Consider the following 16,418-nt stretch of genomic DNA (forward strand, 5'->3'; position numbering starts at 1 on the left):
AGCGGAGGGCCGAAGAACAGCGGCGCGGCGGGACGCGCCCGCCGCCCGGACCTCAGGACCCCTCGCGCCAGCGGTCCTGCAGGCTCTCGACGACGCCGGGGTCGGCGAGCGTCGTCACGTCGCCCAGGTCGCGCTCCTCCGCGATGTCGCGCAGCAGGCGGCGCATGATCTTGCCCGAGCGCGTCTTCGGCAGGTCCTGGGTCCAGACGATCCGCTTGGGACGGGCGAGCTTGCCGATCCGGTCGGCGATCTCGGCGTTCACCTCGGCGGCGACCTCGTCGGAGGCCAGGGTGTCGCCCTGCAGCGTCACGTAGGCGACGATCGCCTGGCCGGTCAGGTCGTCCTGCTTGGCGACCACCGCCGCCTCGGCGACGTGGGGGTGGGCGACGATCGCGGACTCGACCTCGGCGGTCGACAGGCGGTGACCGGAGACGTTGATGACGTCGTCGACGCGCCCGATGACCCAGATGTACCCGTCGGCGTCGATCCGGGCGGAGTCGCCGACGAAGTACGTGTCCTCGCCGAACGTGTCCCAGTACGTCGACCGGTAGCGGTCGGGGTCCTGGTACAGGGTGCGCAGCATCGACGGCCAGGGGCGGGGGATCGCCAGCAGGCCCTCGCCCTCCTCGACGACGGTGTGTTTCTCGGCGTCGAGCACCTGCACCTCGTAGCCGGGCAGCGGGATGCCGGCCGACCCGGGCTTGGCGTCGTCGACGCCCGGGAGCGTGGTGACGACGATCGAGCCCGTCTCGGTCTGCCACCACGTGTCGACGACGGGGCAGCGCTCGCCGCCGACGACGTGCCAGTACCAGAGCCAGGCCTTCGGGTTGATCGGCTCGCCGACCGAGCCCAGCAGCTTCAGGGAGGACAGGTCGCGCCCGGAGACGTGCTCGACGCCCCACTTCATCGCCGCCCGGATGGCGGTGGGGGCGGTGTAGAACTTCGTCACCCCGCGCTTCTCGATCAACTCCCACCAGACGCCCTTGTGCGGGTAGTCCGGCGCGCCCTCGTACATCACCGACGTGATGCCGTTGGCGAGCGGCCCGTAGACGATGTAGGAGTGGCCGGTGATCCACCCGACGTCCGCGCTGCACCAGAAGACGTCCGACTCCGGCCGCAGGTCGAAGACCTGGCGCAGCGTCGTGGTGACGCCCGTCAGGTAGCCGCCGGTGGTGTGCTGGATCCCCTTCGGCTTCGCCGTCGAGCCCGACGAGTAGAGGATGAACATCGGTGCCTCGGCGTCCAGCGGCACCGGGTCGACCGCCTCGGCGGCCTCGACGACGTCGTGGAACCAGACGTCGCGGCCCTCCTGCATCGCGACGTCGTTGCCGGCGTTCTTGACGACGACGATGTGCTCCAGGCCGTCGAGGTCGGCGAAGTGCTTGTCGACCTCGGGCTTGACCGGCGCGGTCTTCCCCTTGCGCCGACCGCCGTCGGCGGTGACGAGGACCTTGGCGCCGGAGACCTCCATCCGCTCGGCCACCGACGTGGCGGAGAAACCGCCGAAGACGACGTTGTGAACCGCACCGATGCGGGTGCAGGCGAGCATCGCGACGGCGACCTCGGGGATCATCGGCAGGTAGATCCCGACGACGTCGCCCTGCTCCACGCCCAGGTCGCGCAGCGCGCCGGCGAACGTCGCGGTCTGCTCGAGCAGCTCGGCGTAGGTGACGTCGCGGGTCTCGCCCTCCTCGCCGTGCCAGTGGAAGGCGACCCGGTCGCCGTCGCCGGCCTCGACGTGACGGTCCAGGCAGTTGTCGGAGACGTTGATCCGCCCGCCCTCGAACCAGCGGTAGAACGGCGCGTCCTGCTCGTTCAGCGCGGTCTCCCACGGCGTGGACCAGCGCAGCTTGCCCGCCTGTTCCTCCCAGTAGGCCACGGGATCCTTCGCGGCCTTCGCACGCAGCTGCGGATCGGTGATCTCCGCGTCCTCGGCGAACGACACCTGGGGGGCGAAGCGCTCCTGCCCGAGCAGCTCGCCCAGGCGTGCCTCCACGCCCTCCTCGGTCAGCTCGCGGGTCTGGTCGGTGCTCATCTCGGGTGGGGTCCTCTGTCGAGATCGGGGGCGCCCCACGGGCGACCCGGGGGTCGTTCGAACCTACAAGAGTGCCCCGCGGCACAGTCCGTGTCGGGCGGAGACGGGGCGACGTGGCGCCCCGGCGCTGCACGGGCGTCGCGTCGGGGCGGAGATCGTGGCGCGAGGTCTCGGTGTACCGGCCGGTGCGCCATCCGGCGCGGGATCGCGGGCCGGACCCGCGATACGAAACCGATGCGCCCGCGAGACCCGACCGTTCCCCGGCCGCGAGAAGGTACATCCATCGGACGGGGCGTTGGGGGACAACCCGGCCGACAGACCGGCCTCGTGCACCTCGGTGCACGGGGCCGGTCGCCGTTCTGGCCTCGTACATGCGTTGAGGCGCCTTGAGGTGGTACATATGTGCACCAAAGGGAACAACGGCGTTCATCGGTAGGCGGGAACCCGCGTTAGCCGTCCAGACGGTGATCGATGGCACAGGAGTCGTCCGCCTGTACACGGACCGGGTGCCGGTATCACCGTTCCGCCGACCTGGGGCGCGTATACGCTCGTCACACATCGGGACCCGGCTGGGTCGCGTGTGTGTCCAGACCCTCCAGAAGAAAGGCTTCGCATGAACTTCAAGACCATGCGGGTCATCCTCGTCGCGGCCCTCGTCGCGGCACTCCTCGGTGGTGGCGTAGCCACCGCCCAGACCGCGTTGCGCAACAACTCGGTGTCGTCGTCCAAGATCAAGAACGGCTCGATCCTCGGCAAGGACGTCAAGAACCGCACCCTGACGCTGAGCAAGCTCTCGTCCGGCACCCAGAAGCTGATCCGTGCCAAGGGCACGGGCGCCCAGGGCCCGGCCGGTCCGACCGGTCCGCGTGGCGCGACCGGCGCCACCGGTGCGACGGGCGCCACCGGCGCCACGGGCGCCAAGGGCGAGACCGGCGCGGCCGGCACGAGCTTCGATCCGAAGAAGGTCACGGCCCAGACGTCGCAGCTCTTCGGCTTCACCCCCTGGTACGACACGACCGCCGACACGAGCACGATCTCGTTCTCGAGCGCGGGCGTGAAGATCGACTCCACGGCCGGCTACGCCGGCGTGAACCTGCCGATCTCCCGCGGCACCTCGCTGTCGACGCTCGGCTCGATCTCGTACTCGCAGACCGGCGGCGCGATCCTGGGCCTCGAGCTCTACTACCGCGGCGGCCTGTTCGAGAACGGCGCCGGCGACGGCTCCGAGGCCACGTCGAAGGGCACGTACCGCGGCGACTACACCACGGTCTACGTCCCGGCCACGGGTGCTGACATGTCGCTGACCGACTCGACGCCCGTCGTGACGACCGGCGCGATCGGTCCCAAGGGCGGCGCGGCGGTCATCGCCGCCGGTGCCAGCACCACCTGGGGCGCGGTCAAGGCGGCCATCGCCACGGGCGGCGCCGGCGTCAAGGCCGGTGCCAACAGCGGCAAGGCCAACCTCGACGCGGCGTTGATCCTCGCCGCGACGCTCCGCACGAACGCGGACAGCGCGACCGCCGCCGCTTCGTCGGCCACGGTCTCGAAGCTCGCGATCAAGCTGCGCAACCTGGCCGCCATCGAGTACACGTTCGGCAGCTGAGTCCCTCCGGTCCCCGTCCCGTCCGCCCTGCGCGGACGGGCGGGGACCGGGCTCGGATCGGCGTCCGCGCCGGTCCCCGACGGGCCCCTCCCGTCCCCGGTCCCTCGCGGACCAGGGACGGGAGGGACCCGTTCGTCGTCGTGACGGGACGGACGGGCTCGCGCCCGCCGGGCGCGAGCCCACCTGGTCATCCGGCCACTCGGACACCCGGAACGCGGTCCGCCCGGCGCCCGACGCCCTCCGGCGTGCGACCATCGGTGGGATGCCGTCCGATCGCCCCACCTACGCGCCGATCCCGGCGGCCGGAGCCCCCGCTCCAGCGGGCGTCCGCGCGAGCCGCGGAGCTCGTCCGGCCGGCAGGTTCGTCGGCCTCGCGCTGGCCGCCGCCGTGCCCCTTGTCGCCGTGCTCGGTGCGGCCCCGGCCGCGTCGGCCGCGACGTCGTCCGCGGCCTGCCGCACCGCGCTGAGCTCGACGCTCGCGACCCGCGACCCCACGGTCCTGCAGGACCGCGCCGTCGCGCCGGTGACCGTCCGCCGCGGCACCGCCACCGGCGTTCGCGTCGTCGTCACCCGTGGCGGGCGGACCATCGCCTCCGGGACGGCCGCCCGTCTGGCGAAGGGGACCACGTCCGTCGCGCTGCGACTGCGGGGCACCCCGACCCCCGGTGCGGTCCGCATCCGGGTGACCGGCACCGTCTCCGGCTGCGGCGCCCGGCGCGCGAGCGTCACCTACCGCCTTCGCTCGGCCTCGCTGCCCGTCCGCGCCGCCCTCCGCGGCTCGACCGAGCAGAACGGCCGGACCGTCGTCCGCGTCCTGCTGCGACCCGTCGGGGGCAGCACCGCCCGCGGCGTCCGGGTCCAGCTCCGCAACGCCCTCGGCGCGAAGGTCGCGGCGACCTCGATCAAGGGCCGGCTCACGTCGCCCACCGAGGCCGTCCTCCGCGCCCCGGCGTCCCTGCCGGCCGGCCGTTACAGCGTGGCCGTCACCGGTCGGTCGGGGACCCAGAAGTCCACGAGCAGCGCCACGCAGACGATCCAGCTGTCGAAGGCGACCGAGATCGCGCCGGCGGCCGCGACACCCGACCCGTCGCGTCAGCGCGTGCAGATCGCGTGGTCCGGGGCGTCGTCCGCGGGCCGCGACGTCGCGGGCTTCGTCGTGCCGGGCGTCGGCTACGGGGAGCTCGTCTGCAGCACGGGCACCCAGTGGATCCGCGTCTTCCCGACCGACCAGTCGCGCGAGTCGTCGATGCTGACGTGGACCTACCGCTCGTGGGACGGCAACAGCCAGAACGCCGAGAAGGCCCTCCGGGAGGCGCTGCACACCCAGTTCACGGGCCGCGACTTCAACGAGGGCTTCAACAAGTTCCAGCCCGCCGAGAAGCAGTCGACGGGCGAGTTCACCGCGATCCTCAGCGACCGCGGCCCCTTCAACGCCCCGTTCGCCTCGTCCCTGGTGGCGCCCGTCGGCGTCCACGTGACCTGGGCGTGGGACTTCCGGGACCCCAACAACGCCCGTTGCAACGCGCAGGCGGACATCGTCGCCCAGACCCCCGGCTCGACCGGCGTCGGCTCCGCCCAGGTCCTCTGGCGCGGCGATGCGGCGGCCGCCGGCCGCGACCAGACCGTCGCCGACCTGCCGGGCGTCGGCCGCATCCAGCTGATCTGCCAGGCCACCCCGTCGGGCACCCGCTCCGTCCGCGTCGAGATCCCGGGTGCGTCGACCCTGACGACCCGCGAGGGCTCGGTCGACACGGCGGTCCCCTTCAACGGCCCGGTCGTCTCGGCCCTCCCTAACAACGGCCAGCTGCAGATCGACACCGCCGCGGGCGCCCGCATCCTGATCTCGTCCCGCTGGAAGGTCAACGACCCGGACCCGGCGCAGAACACGTGCGCCGTGGCGGCGCAGTCGGTCGCGTCGTAGGGCGGGGCCGCGCCGCGGGGTTGCGGCCGTCGACGAGCGGCCGGGCGCGCGGCCGTAGGGGCGGGGGCCGGGAGGGGGCCGCGGGGTTGCGGCCGTCGGCGAGTGGCCGGGGTCGCGGCCGTAGGGGCACGACCGGGGGGGGACGGGGCCGCGCGTCGGAGCTCACGGCTGGGCGACGGTCGTCTCTCTCGACAGGGTCGACACCGTTCGGGCTGGTCGCGCAACACCGATCCGGACACGATCCGGGTGTGCCCGATGAACGAGTCGTCCGAGGCGCGGCGTCCACCGTCGCGCCAGAGCCCGAAGCCGCCGTGCGGCCGTCCTCGGTCGCACCGAGCGACGAGGCGATCCACGCCTTCGCGGCCCGACAACACGGTCTCGTCTCGAGGCGGCAGCTGCGCGACGCCGGGTTCAGCGCGTCGGCCGTGCGCCATCGCGTCGCGCGTCGGCGCCTGCACCGGATCTACCCGGGGGTCTTCGCCGTCGGGCACCGGCTGCTCTCGGCCCGGGGTTGGTGGATGGCGGCGGTGCTCGCCGGCGGGGACGGAGCGCTCCTCAGCCACCGTGCCGCGGCTGCCCTCTGGGGCCTCGTCGACGGATCGCCCGCGGTCGTCGACGTCCTGACCCTCCGCACCACCGAGTCTCGGCCGGGACTGCGACCCCACCGCGCGCGGGAGATCCTTGAGGAGGACCGAGCGGTGGTCGACGGGATCCCCTGCACGTCGGTTGCCCGGACGCTCGTGGACCTCGCGGCCGGAGCCGACGAGCGCGCCGTCGACCGCGCCCTTCGCAGGGCCGAGGATCGCCGGCTGTTCGACCGTTTCGCTCTCGAGGGGATGCTCGAACGGGCTCGACCCGGGACGGCGGTCCTGCGGAGCGCGATGCGCGTGTTCGCCGGCGACGAGGCCGCGCACCGACGGCTCAAGGCTGAGCTGGAGGTGCGCTTCATCGAGCTGCTCCGGCGCCACGGGTTCGTCCTGCCCGACACGAACGTCGTCGTCCGGACGCCATGGCGGGACTGGGAGGTCGACACGCTCTGGCCCGCGCACCGGCTCGTCGTCGAGCTCGACGGGTGGTGGTGCCACCGCGACCGGGAGAGCTTCCGGCGTGATCATCGACGGGCCACCGACCTCCGAGCGATGGGCTACGACGTCACGCGTCTGAGCTGGGACCAGGTCGTCGAACACGAGGCCGCGACGGTCGAGCGGCTCATCCGGTTCCTTCCGAGGATCGGCGCCCCGGCCCCGTCGCGTCCGCCGGCGCCTGGCACGTGGGGGTCGTTCGACGCCACGGGCGATCACGGCCCTGGCCCCGGCAGCGACCTCGGGTACCGGGGACAGGGCCTGTGAAGCACGCGGTCTCGGTACCGGCCCCCCCGCCGGCGTGCGGGGGCGGCTCGCGCTTGACCGCAGGTACCGGAAAAAGGGCCTGTAGGCACGCGATTTCGTGACCGGACCACGCGCGCCTGCCCCGCGGCCTGCGGGGGCGGCTCGCGCCTGACCTCAGGTGCCGGAAACAGGGCCTGCAGGCACGCGATTCCGGTACCTGACCACACCCGCCTGCCCCGCGGCCTGCGGGGGCGCCTCGCGCCTGACCTCAGGTACCGAAAACAGAGCCTGCAGGCACGCGATTCCGGTACCTGACCAGACCCGCCTGCCCCGCCCGACGGGGGCGAACGGAACCGCCGGCCCGTCCAGCCGGGCAAGGGCGACCCGAGCAGCCTGCCGGATCCCGCCCTCGCCGCCGCCGGCAACAGCGCCCGCCCCCCCCCCGCTCACCCCCCGCGCTTGGGGAGCCGCGTCAGCTTCAGCTCGCCGTCCCGCGCGTACTTGCGGACCTGGGCGGCGAGGTAGCCGCCGTCGTCGTCGCCCTTGGTGGCGTACTGGTCCGTGCGCCGGCAGGCGCAGGTGTCGTTGGGGAACGCGGAGCCGAAGAGGACCGCCACGACGCCGGCGTCGCGGTAGGCCTTCAGGTACGGGCGGCCCTTGCGGCCCAGGAGGGCCTGGACCTTGGTGTCCCGGTAGTGACCGGGGGTGTCGTCCATGATCTTCTTGACGGTGTTGCCCGGCGGCACCTGCCAGAGGACGCCGGCGCGCTTGGAGCCCGACAGCACGCCCCTGACGTACTCGAGGTGGCGCGCCTCGTTGTCGGCGGTCCACCAGGAGTCCTTCTCCGCCATCCCGTCGACCTTGACCTGGTAGCCGGCGTCGCGGTTGGCGTACTCGAAGGTCATCAGGTCGAACGGCCGGCCGAGGGAGCGCCAGTACCGCACGCTCGAGGCGGCCATCGCCTTGACCTGGTCGGACGTCGGGTCGGACCCGACGATGTCCTTGTTCGTGCCGAAGACCGACACCGGGTAGGCCAGGAGGACCTTCGGCGCGACCTCGTTGCGGATCCGGGTGATCAGGCGCGCGAAGCCCGCGAGGGTCTCGGGCAGGCCGACCGCCAGCGCGTCGGTTCCTGCGATGGCGGCCTTGGTCGTGGCCGGCTCGCCCTGCTGCTGCACGTAGCCCCAGAGGTCCGCCTCGATCTGCAGGACGCTCGTCTTGTCGCCGCCCTGGCCCATCCGCGTCAGCGCGAGCCGCAGGTCGGCGACGACGGCCTTCATCGTGGCCGGGTTCTTGATCCCCCGCAGCACGCGCTGGTGCTCGTCGGGGAGCGTGTCGAACGGCGGGGTCTGCTGCAGGACGTAGTAGGAGAGGAACGGCACGGTGCCGGTCTTCGCCGAGTCCTGCACGTAGGCGGTGGCGTAGGAGCCCTGACCGGTGCGCCAGAGGTCCCAGGACCCGGAGGTGCCCGCGCCGCCGGAGAGGTAGTGCCAGCGGACGCCGAACGGTGCGCGCTTGGCCAACGCGGCGGCGCCGTTCTCGGGGTCGATCAGCCCGACCTGCAGGGTGGTCGGCCAGCCCGCCGGGTTGGCGAGGGGCCGCTTGGGCTTCGCGGCGCGGGTGGTGACGGGCGCGGCGGTCTGCGGCGTGGCGACGCCCGGGGTGGGGGCGACCGTCGTGGCCTTGGCCGTCGGCTTCGTGGAGTCACCGCCGCAGCCGGTGCTCACGCAGAGGGTGACCGCCAGTGCGGCGGCCTGGAGGAACGGCACGGTCCGCACCCTCACCCGGTGCCCGGCCGACCGGCGCCGCGCACCGTACACGGACGGACGACCGAGCCGCGCAGGTTCTCGCCCCGCCGGCCACCGTCGACCGCCCGGCCACCGTCGACCCGGCCACCGTCGACCCGGCCACCGCCGACCCGGCCGTCGAGCATCGCCCGCAGGCCACCGCCGACCGACCCGGCAGCGACGACATTCCGCCCACCACCGACCGGCCCCCCGGTCCCCGCCACCCGGCGCCGCGCGCCGGACGGGCCGCCGCCCGGGCGCGTCACGCCGGGGCCGGTCACGGGCTCTCGACCCCGCGGGAGTTGACGCCCGGGATCTCGCCCGGCTGCAGGTTCGGCGTCGCGTTGGTCACCGTCGGCTGCGACTGCTGCGTCGACGTGGTGGTCGTGCCGTCGGTCGTCGTGGTCGTCTGCTGGATCGGCGGCAGGCCGAGCGAGCGACGCGTGTTGATCAGGGCCGTGTTCGACAGACCCGTCAGGTCCTCGCGGCGGGTCAGCGCGGCGTTCTCGGTCAGGAGCCGCGTGAGCAGCACCCGCACCGAGGCGGTCCGCAGGACGCGCCGGTCGCCGTAGATGTAGACCGGGAGGATCAGCGGGTACGTCCGGTTGACGATCGTCTGCTGCGACGGGAACCGGCAGTCGGGGCGCTTGCTCGACGGCGTCGTCCGCGGGTCGATCTCGAGCGGGCGCAGCACGTCCGAGTTCAGCTCGTAGAACGTGTACGGCACGACGCCCAGGCGACCGCTGGAGAACAGCGTGCCGAAGCGGTCGCGGCGGAACCGCTCCGTCTGCGTGTTGACGACCGCGTTGTTCTTGCGGGTCTGCTCGAGGCGCGCGCGGCGCTTGGCCTCGCGGACCCGGGCGGCGTTCTGGCGCTCGAGCTCGTCCGGGTTGCGGACGGCCTGCTTCTTGCGCTCGCGCTCCTTGTTCTCCGCCTGGATCTGGCGGACGACCGCGCGGGCGGCGATCGCCTCGGCACGACGGATGGACTCGATGTCCGAGCGCCGGCGCTGGCGGGCGATCGACGTGTTGTACGCCTTGGTCTCGCGGTCCAGGGCGCGGATGCGGTCCTGGCTCGTGACGAAGTCGCTGAGGTCGCGGTAGTCCGAGAACGTGCGCAGGTCACCGCGGAAGTCGTTCAGCGAGACGGCGCCGACGGGACGCTGGAACGCCTTGATCGCGACGACGTTCGTGGCCGGGTTCGTGGCGGGGGGCGCCGCGGCGCTGAAGGTCTGCGAGCCGAAGCCGATCTGGCGCCAGTTCGTGATCGTGGAGCCACGGGCGAGCATCGACTTGACGGCCGCCAGGGTCAGGCAGTCGCCGCCGATGTCGCGGCCGTTCTCGGTCACGAGCACCGCGGTGGCGTAGCCGATGACGACGGCGCCGCGGACGTCGAGGCCGTTCTGGCTGCACTGGGCGCGCTCGGCGTCCGTGATCTCGCGGCTGGTCTGCAGGACGTCCGCGCGGCCGGAGCAGATGTCGGTGAAGCCCTGGTCGGTCGGCTGGACCTGGGTGGTGAAGTTGACGGAGCTGCGCTCGCGCGTCAGGTCGCGGGCGGCGCGCGCCGAGGCGCTGTTCTCGCTCGGGACGGAGAGGACGACCTGGTTGGCGCTGCGCCGCGGCAGGGCGCGGTAGCGGCTGGTGGTCGACTCCTCGTTCTGCACCCGCTGCTGCTCGCGGGCGCTGATCTGCACGCGCTCGCTCTGGATCATCTCCGGCTCGGAGTTGACCCCGCAGCCGGCGACGGCCAGCGCGGAGGCGACGGCCAGCCCGGCGGTCAGGTGGCGTGTCCGGCGCATCATCGGGACTCCTGCGACGGGCGGGCCGGCGGCGGCGCCGCGGGGTCGGTGTAGAGGCGACCCAGGGAGACGACCTCGAAGTCGGTCAGCTTCAGCTCGCTCAGCGAGTTGGCGGCCAGCACGCCGTTGTAGTTCGCGTTGCGCTGCGCGTAGAGCGTGGGGGAGTTGGCGCGGTCGACGATGATCGCGCCGTAGGTGTAGAGCGCCTGCAGCACGGCGGTGGCGCCCTTGGAGCGCTTGCGGCGGCCCTCCTGGATGATGACCTCGCGCGAGCGCTGGCGGCGACCGTCGATCGTCACGATCCGGTTGGACCGCACGCGGCGCTGGTTGAGCTTGCGGTACGCGGACGGCTTCAGGCGGATGCGCGCACCCTGGGGCAGCGACCGCAGCGAGGCCAGGCCGTTCGTCGTGCCGGCGGGCAGGACGAACCGCGTCGCGGCGGGGCCGGGGACGGCCATGGCCAGCGTGTGCGGGATGCGGCCGGCGCGGAGCTCGCGCGGTCGGATCAGCCCGGCCAGCAGCGGCAGGCCGGAGCCGCGGACGCTCGGGACGCGGTTGGGCTCACGGGAGGCGGGGACGCCCACCCCGTCGCCGTCCAGGGCCCACTTGCGGACGAACTCGAACGAGAGGGTGTTGCCGACCTTGCGCGAGCGCCAGAGGTCCCAGACCGTGTCGGTGGACTGGTCGATGAGGATGATCCAGCCGTCGTGGCCGGAGTCCGAGACGAGGTCGGCGGGCAGCCGCAGCGTGCTGGGCGGCAGGGCGCCGGGGGCGCCGCAGGGCGACTGGCGGCAGACGAGCGTCGTCGCCTCGCCGGTGCCGACGGGGTAGACGCCGGGCGCCCAGCCGGTCAGGTTGATCGCGAGGTTCAGGAAGTTGCGTCGCTGGAGGTCCGTCTGGTCCTCGGGCTCGACCGGCTGCTGGGCCGCCAGGCGGATCATGTCGTTCGACGTCCGGTCGCGGTCCAGGCTCTGGACCGGCGTGTTCCAGGGGCTCGACGAGGCGAACGGGTTGGTGCCGCCGAGATCCTGCGTGGTGTCGACCGCGGTCGTCGCCGGGGCGGCGTTGGTGGTCGTCGTCCGCGTGGCCGTCGTCCGGGTCGTGGTCGTGGTGGGGGTCTTGTCCTCGGAGTCCCCGCCACAGCCCGCGAGCAGGATGGTGGCGCCGGTCACCGCGAGGGTGCCGGCGGCGATGCGCTTGATGTGGATCACGGTGTGGTGGTCGTCGTCGTGGTCGTGGCGCGGCGGGCCTGCTGGATGGACCGCGCACGTGCGGTCTCCTGGGCCCGGCGGGCGGACTCACGCGGGTTGAGGGTGGCGACCGAGAGCAGCACGTAGCGGCCCGAGGTGTAGACGACGGTCATGCCGGCGGTGCGGCCCGACGTCGCGTTCGGGTAGCGCGAGTTGATCGAGCCGTCGTTGGCCCCGCGGACGGCCAGGATGTACCGGACCTTGCCCCAGGGGTTCTCGAGGATGTTCAGGAACGACTCGTCGCCGCGGTCGACGCGGTCGACGAAGACCTGCGGGCGGCCGGTCAGCAGGATGACCCCGCCGGAGGTCGAGTTGTCGGCCAGCACGGTGTCCTTGCGCTCGCCGGCCAGCGCCTTGATGAAGGCCGCCATCCGCTGCTCGGGACGGATGCCGACGTCGTAGCCGCCTCGGGAGGCGGTGCCCTCCTGGTCGCGCTGGTTGAGGATGCCGCGCATGAACGCCTGCTCGAGGTTCTGGTAGGGGTAGCGGTCCATGGCGATCGCGGCCAGCGGGATCGCGACGACCATCGCCACGAGTCCGATGAACTGCCCGAACCCGCCGAGCGTCCGGCCGATCCAGATCGCCGTGGCGATGCCCAACAGCATGATGGGAAGCGCCGAGCGGAGCGTCAGCAGCGACAGGTCGTTGTGGATGACCGCGTTGACCACGATGACCACGAGGCCGCCGATGATCAGGATCAGCTGGCCCAGGCCGATGCGGTAGGGGTCCTTGTCGCGGCCGAGGAACGCGACGATCGCCAGGAGCGACAGCGGGGCGACGCCGAGCGTCAGCGCCCCGGTGTGGCCGAGGATCTTCAGGAACGAGACGGGCTGCGTGCGGTCGTCGGTCGAGACGCCGCCGAAGGGCTGCGCGTCGAGGACCCAGCCGAACGGGTCGCTGGCGATCAGCAGACAGGCGAGGATCCAGATGACGATCGCGGCGGCGATCGGCGCGAGCAGCGTGATCAGCAGGCCCTCGCGCTCGTCCTCGTGGGCGTCGCGCGCGGCGAGGATGATCGTGAAGACGACGGCGAGCGAGATCGCCCACCAGATGAAGCCGAAGCGCGACATCGCCATGAGCGCGAGCGTGAGCCCGACGCCGGCGACGAAGCGCGGCTGGTCCTCGACGGCCCAGGTGAAGGCGAAGTAGACCATCGCCGCGAGGCACGCGACGTAGATCATGTCGGGCATGCCCGTCGTGGAGTAGAAGAGCCACATCGGGTTGAGCGCGATCAGCACGACCATGCCCAGGCGCATGCCGAAGCTGATGCCGCAGCGGGCCATCGTCCGGTGCAGCAGGGAGAGGGCCAGCGCGCCCCAGAACCCCGAGGCGATCGGCAGCGCGACGAGGCCCGTGGCCAGCGGCTTGATGATCGCGAAGGGCAGCAGGCCGACGGTCTGCAGCGGCGGCGAGGTGAAGCCGACCGCGGCGAGCTTGGCCGGGTCGTTGTGCCAGACGTAGAACGCCCGGCTCATGAGGTTCAGGGCGTCCGCCGGGACGATGTGCTGGCCCACGACGACGCGGTAGCCGATGAGGCTGAAGACGAGCCAGGCGACGAAGAAGACGATCAGCGTCTCGAACCGCTTGGTCCGTACTGGCGCCGCCAGGTCGTCGGGGCGACGCTTGTCGTCCTTCGGGTTGGCCTCGGCGATCTCGTTGCCGGCCGGCAGCAGCCGCGCGACCGGGCGCGAGGGGACCGGGAGCTCCGGAGGAGCGGTCGGGGTGCTCATGCGGCGTTCTGGTTCGAGGTGGGCGCGGCCGGCGCGGGGTGGCCGTTCGTGGAGTGGCCGGAGTCGAGGCCGTGCTCGGTCTTCTCCCAGTAGAACGGGTTGACGATCAGCTGCCAGAAGCCCTTCCAGGCGGCGATCGACATGAAGCCCCAGTAGAGCGGCGAGAACAGCGCGTGGCGCACCAGGCGGAAGTAGCCGCGGTGGATCGTGCCGGCGATGTTGGCGTAGATGAAGACGAAGTTGCCGATGACCAGCTGGGCGATCGCGAAGTAGAACACGAAGCCCGGGAACATCTGGCGGATGATGTCGAACTGGGTCAGCGTGAAGATCGTGGTCAGCGCCCAGAAGATGGGGTTGATCAGGAACGTCAGGGTGCCGCCGATGACCAGCTGGAAGGAGATGAAGCCCTTGAAGCCCATCTGCTTGAACAGGCGGACCGGGTTGCGCATGTGCACCAGGTACGTCTGCAGGTAGCCCTTGATCCAGCGCGAGCGCTGACGGATCCAGTTGGGGAGGTCGGAGTTGGCCTCCTCGAACGTCGTCGAGTCGATGACGGCGGTCGACAGGCCGGCCTTGTGCAGCCGGATGCCGAGGTCGGCGTCCTCGGTGACGTTGTAGGGGTCCCAGGCGCCCAGCTTCAGCAGCTCGGCGGTCTTGAAGTGGTTCGAGGTGCCGCCCAGCGGGATCGGCGCCTTGGCCTTGTCGAGGCCCGGGAGCATCAGGTCGAACCACATGGAGTACTCCGTGGTGAACCAGCGGGTCAGCAGGTTCTGCTCGGAGTTGAAGTAGTTCAGCTTGGCCTGGATGCAGGCGACGGAGTCCGGCGACTTGCGGAAGGCGGCGATCGCGCGCTTGAGCTGGTCGGGCGCGGCGCGGTCCTCGGCGTCGTAGATGACCGTGATCTCGCCGGTGGCCTGGAGCAGCCCGAAGTTGCAGGCCTTCGGCTTGGTCTGCGGCAGCGACGGCGGGACGATGACCAGGTGGAAGTGGGGCGGGAGCTCGAGCGCGCGGATGGCGTCGATGGTCTCCTCGTCCTCCTCCTCGCAGAGCAGGCGCACGTCGAGCTTGTGGCGCGGGTAGTCCAGCGAGTGGACGCCCTTGACCAGGGCCGGCACGACCGCCGCCTCGCGGAACAGCGGCACGAGGATCGTGTAGACGGGGAGGGTCGCGTTGTCGAGCGCGTTGACCTCCTCCTCCGACACGTCGATGCCGGCGTGCTCGCCGAGGGAGCCGAGGACGAGCCGCAGCTTGTAGACCGACACCGACAGGTGGAAGATGCCGAGGATCGCGACGAGCACGGTCAGCACCGTGATCGGGAAGAAGATCCCGAAGACGAGGATCAGCAGCGCGATGACGCCGAAGCTGCCCAGCTGGCCCTTCGTGAAGACGACGTCCCCGGAGTCGTCCGGGTTGGTCTCCTTCAGCAGGTGGACCGCGGTGCGCGAGTACGCCTCGTTGTAGATCCGCTGCTGCAGCAGGTCGATCTCGCTCGCGCGGGCGAGGAGCTCGCGGTGCTCGAGGTCGGTGTGCGCCTCGAGCCGGGCGACGGACTCGGCGGTGAGGATGTCGGCGGAGGCCATCCACAGGACGCCCTCGTGGACGAGCAGCGGCACGATGCGCAGCTCGCGCTGGAGCGGCTCGGGGATCGCCGCGAGCGCCTCGGGCTCGGGCTCGATCGTGCCGAGGTCGACGGCGGGGATGCCGTGCAGCTCCGACAGCGCCGTGAGCAGCTGGGTCTCGTCGATGATCCCCTGGTGCAGCAGGATCTCGCCGAGGCGGCCGCCGACGACCTCCTGGTCGTGCAGCGCGGTGTCGATCTGGGCGGCCGAGACCGCGCCGTGGGTGATCAGCACGTCGCCGAGCAGCGACTGGCGCATCGGCGTGGCGACCGGCACCTCGGCGCCGGGCTCGAAGCGGTCGTCGATCGACTGCTCCAGCGCGTCGCCGGGGGCGACCTGCAGCGAGACGGGGTGGCCGAGCAGCGCCGTCAGGCGCTCCTCGAGACCTGGGTGCGCCGGGTTGGCGACGGCGACGGTGACCACGCCGTCCTCGAGCGCGATCGGGACCGCGAGCAGCTCGCGGCACGCCGGCTCGGCCAGGAGCTCGGCGACCAGCGGGGACACGACGACGTTGCGGATGTCGACGAACGGCAGGCCGTGGTCACGGGCCGCACGGTGCGCCCACGCCTCGGCGAGGGACTCGGACGGCGCGTCGCCCGGGGGCATGTGGATGCTGCTCATGCGGACGGGCTCTCTACGAGTGGCGGCTTGTTGGGGACGACCTGGGTCCCGGGCTGGGTGCCCTGCTGCGTGCCGGGCGGCGGGTCGAGCTGCGGATCGGCGTCGGGGTGCTGCTGGTCGTCGCCCCCGTCGTTGTTCCGGGCCTCCTTGGCCTTCCGCGACAGGCGCTTGTGGCGGGCCGTCATCCAGAAGTAGCCCACCGCGATGACCAGCAGCGGGACTATGAGGAAGAGGACGAAGAAGACGGCGAAGACGAGCGACACCAGGAGGGCTGTGAAGACCGCCTTCATGCGCTGCTCTCCGTGTCGGCGAAGGTGACCACGATGCGGCCCTCGACCAGGCGGCAGGACTCGACCGGGCGGCCGAGCTCGGTGCGCAGCATGCTGGCGAGCGGCAGCGGCCGCTCGATCTCGATCTTCACGAGCACGTCGCGACCCTCGAAGGCCATGACCGTGACGGCCTCGACGCTCTGCAGGGCGAGGATGCGGCTCTCGAGCGCGTCGAGGTCGGCGAGGTCGCGGACCGGCCCGATCATCACGTCGACGGCGCCTGCGCTGAGCAGCTGGACGTCGTTGAGCGACGCGACCAGGTCGGTGCGCGGGGCGGCGGCGGGCTCCTGCGTGTCGAAGCCGGCACGCTGGGCGGCGGGCGGCGTGGTCGGACCGCCGTAGGTGGCCTGCGTGGGCTGCGCCTGCGCGGCGGCGGCCTGTGCGGCGGCCGCGGCGG

General features: G+C 72.2%; 11 protein-coding genes. 3 read left to right on the forward strand and 8 right to left on the reverse strand.

Going from position 1 to position 16,418, the window contains the following annotated elements; translation table 11 throughout:
- Positions 1–52: 52 nt before the first annotated feature.
- On the reverse strand, positions 53–2,035 hold the full coding sequence (gene acs, locus Q7T67_RS02445) for an acetate--CoA ligase (RefSeq protein ID WP_304785745.1): 1,983 nt from the start codon (positions 2,033–2,035) through the stop codon (positions 53–55).
- 613 nt (positions 2,036–2,648) lie between these two features.
- Between acs and Q7T67_RS02450 the strand changes: the two genes are divergently transcribed.
- The 3 genes from Q7T67_RS02450 to Q7T67_RS02460 all read left to right on the forward strand — a co-directional run bounded on the left by Q7T67_RS02450 (position 2,649) and on the right by Q7T67_RS02460 (position 6,908).
- Positions 2,649–3,638 (forward strand): hypothetical protein, encoded by a 990-nt coding sequence (locus Q7T67_RS02450; protein ID WP_304785746.1) that lies wholly within the window; start codon positions 2,649–2,651, stop codon positions 3,636–3,638.
- Positions 3,639–3,900: 262 nt separating this feature from the next.
- A complete protein-coding gene (locus Q7T67_RS02455) occupies positions 3,901–5,559 on the forward strand; it encodes a hypothetical protein (protein WP_304785747.1) in 1,659 nt (552 codons plus the stop codon).
- Between the two features lie 248 nt (positions 5,560–5,807).
- Entirely contained in the window at positions 5,808–6,908 is a 1,101-nt protein-coding gene (locus Q7T67_RS02460) for a DUF559 domain-containing protein (RefSeq protein WP_304785748.1), read from the forward strand.
- Between the two features lie 425 nt (positions 6,909–7,333).
- Here Q7T67_RS02460 and Q7T67_RS02465 read toward each other — a convergent pair whose 3' ends face one another.
- The 7 genes from Q7T67_RS02465 to Q7T67_RS02495 all read right to left on the reverse strand — a co-directional run.
- Positions 7,334–8,656, reverse strand: a complete 1,323-nt coding sequence (locus tag Q7T67_RS02465) for an SPOR domain-containing protein (RefSeq protein ID WP_304785749.1) — start codon at positions 8,654–8,656, stop codon at positions 7,334–7,336.
- 295 nt (positions 8,657–8,951) lie between these two features.
- Entirely contained in the window at positions 8,952–10,472 is a 1,521-nt protein-coding gene (locus Q7T67_RS02470) for a substrate-binding domain-containing protein (RefSeq protein ID WP_304785750.1), read from the reverse strand.
- Positions 10,472–11,683: a hypothetical protein gene (locus Q7T67_RS02475; protein WP_304785751.1), complete on the reverse strand. Its 1,212-nt coding sequence runs from the start codon at positions 11,681–11,683 to the stop codon at positions 10,472–10,474. The genes Q7T67_RS02470 and Q7T67_RS02475 overlap by 1 nt, the downstream gene beginning before the upstream one ends.
- Entirely contained in the window at positions 11,680–13,452 is a 1,773-nt protein-coding gene (locus tag Q7T67_RS02480) for a glycosyltransferase family 39 protein (protein ID WP_304785752.1), read from the reverse strand. Before Q7T67_RS02480 ends, Q7T67_RS02475 begins: the two co-directional genes overlap by 4 nt.
- Positions 13,449–15,692: a glycosyltransferase gene (locus Q7T67_RS02485; RefSeq protein ID WP_304785753.1), complete on the reverse strand. Its 2,244-nt coding sequence runs from the start codon at positions 15,690–15,692 to the stop codon at positions 13,449–13,451. The genes Q7T67_RS02480 and Q7T67_RS02485 overlap by 4 nt, the downstream gene beginning before the upstream one ends.
- Positions 15,689–15,982, reverse strand: coding sequence for a hypothetical protein (locus Q7T67_RS02490; protein ID WP_304785754.1), 294 nt, complete (start codon positions 15,980–15,982; stop codon positions 15,689–15,691). The genes Q7T67_RS02485 and Q7T67_RS02490 overlap by 4 nt, the downstream gene beginning before the upstream one ends.
- On the reverse strand, positions 15,979–16,418 hold a 440-nt coding region (locus tag Q7T67_RS02495), incomplete at its 5' end, for a hypothetical protein (protein ID WP_304785755.1). The genes Q7T67_RS02495 and Q7T67_RS02490, both read right to left, overlap by 4 nt.

The organism is Patulibacter sp. (genome assembly GCF_030655195.1).
In the GTDB taxonomy this organism is placed as follows: domain Bacteria; phylum Actinomycetota; class Thermoleophilia; order Solirubrobacterales; family Solirubrobacteraceae; genus Patulibacter.

Excerpts from the sequence above, each read along its gene's own strand:
- acs (WP_304785745.1), bottom strand. The coding sequence starts at position 2,035 with ATGAGCACCGACCAGACCCGCGAGCTGACCGAGGAGGGCGTGGAGGCA.
- Q7T67_RS02450 (WP_304785746.1), top strand. The coding sequence starts at position 2,649 with ATGAACTTCAAGACCATGCGGGTCATCCTCGTCGCGGCCCTCGTCGCG.
- Q7T67_RS02455 (WP_304785747.1), top strand. The coding sequence starts at position 3,901 with ATGCCGTCCGATCGCCCCACCTACGCGCCGATCCCGGCGGCCGGAGCC.
- Q7T67_RS02470 (WP_304785750.1), bottom strand. The coding sequence starts at position 10,472 with ATGCGCCGGACACGCCACCTGACCGCCGGGCTGGCCGTCGCCTCCGCG.
- Q7T67_RS02480 (WP_304785752.1), bottom strand. The coding sequence starts at position 13,452 with ATGAGCACCCCGACCGCTCCTCCGGAGCTCCCGGTCCCCTCGCGCCCG.
- Q7T67_RS02485 (WP_304785753.1), bottom strand. The coding sequence starts at position 15,692 with ATGAGCAGCATCCACATGCCCCCGGGCGACGCGCCGTCCGAGTCCCTC.
- Q7T67_RS02490 (WP_304785754.1), bottom strand. The coding sequence starts at position 15,982 with ATGAAGGCGGTCTTCACAGCCCTCCTGGTGTCGCTCGTCTTCGCCGTC.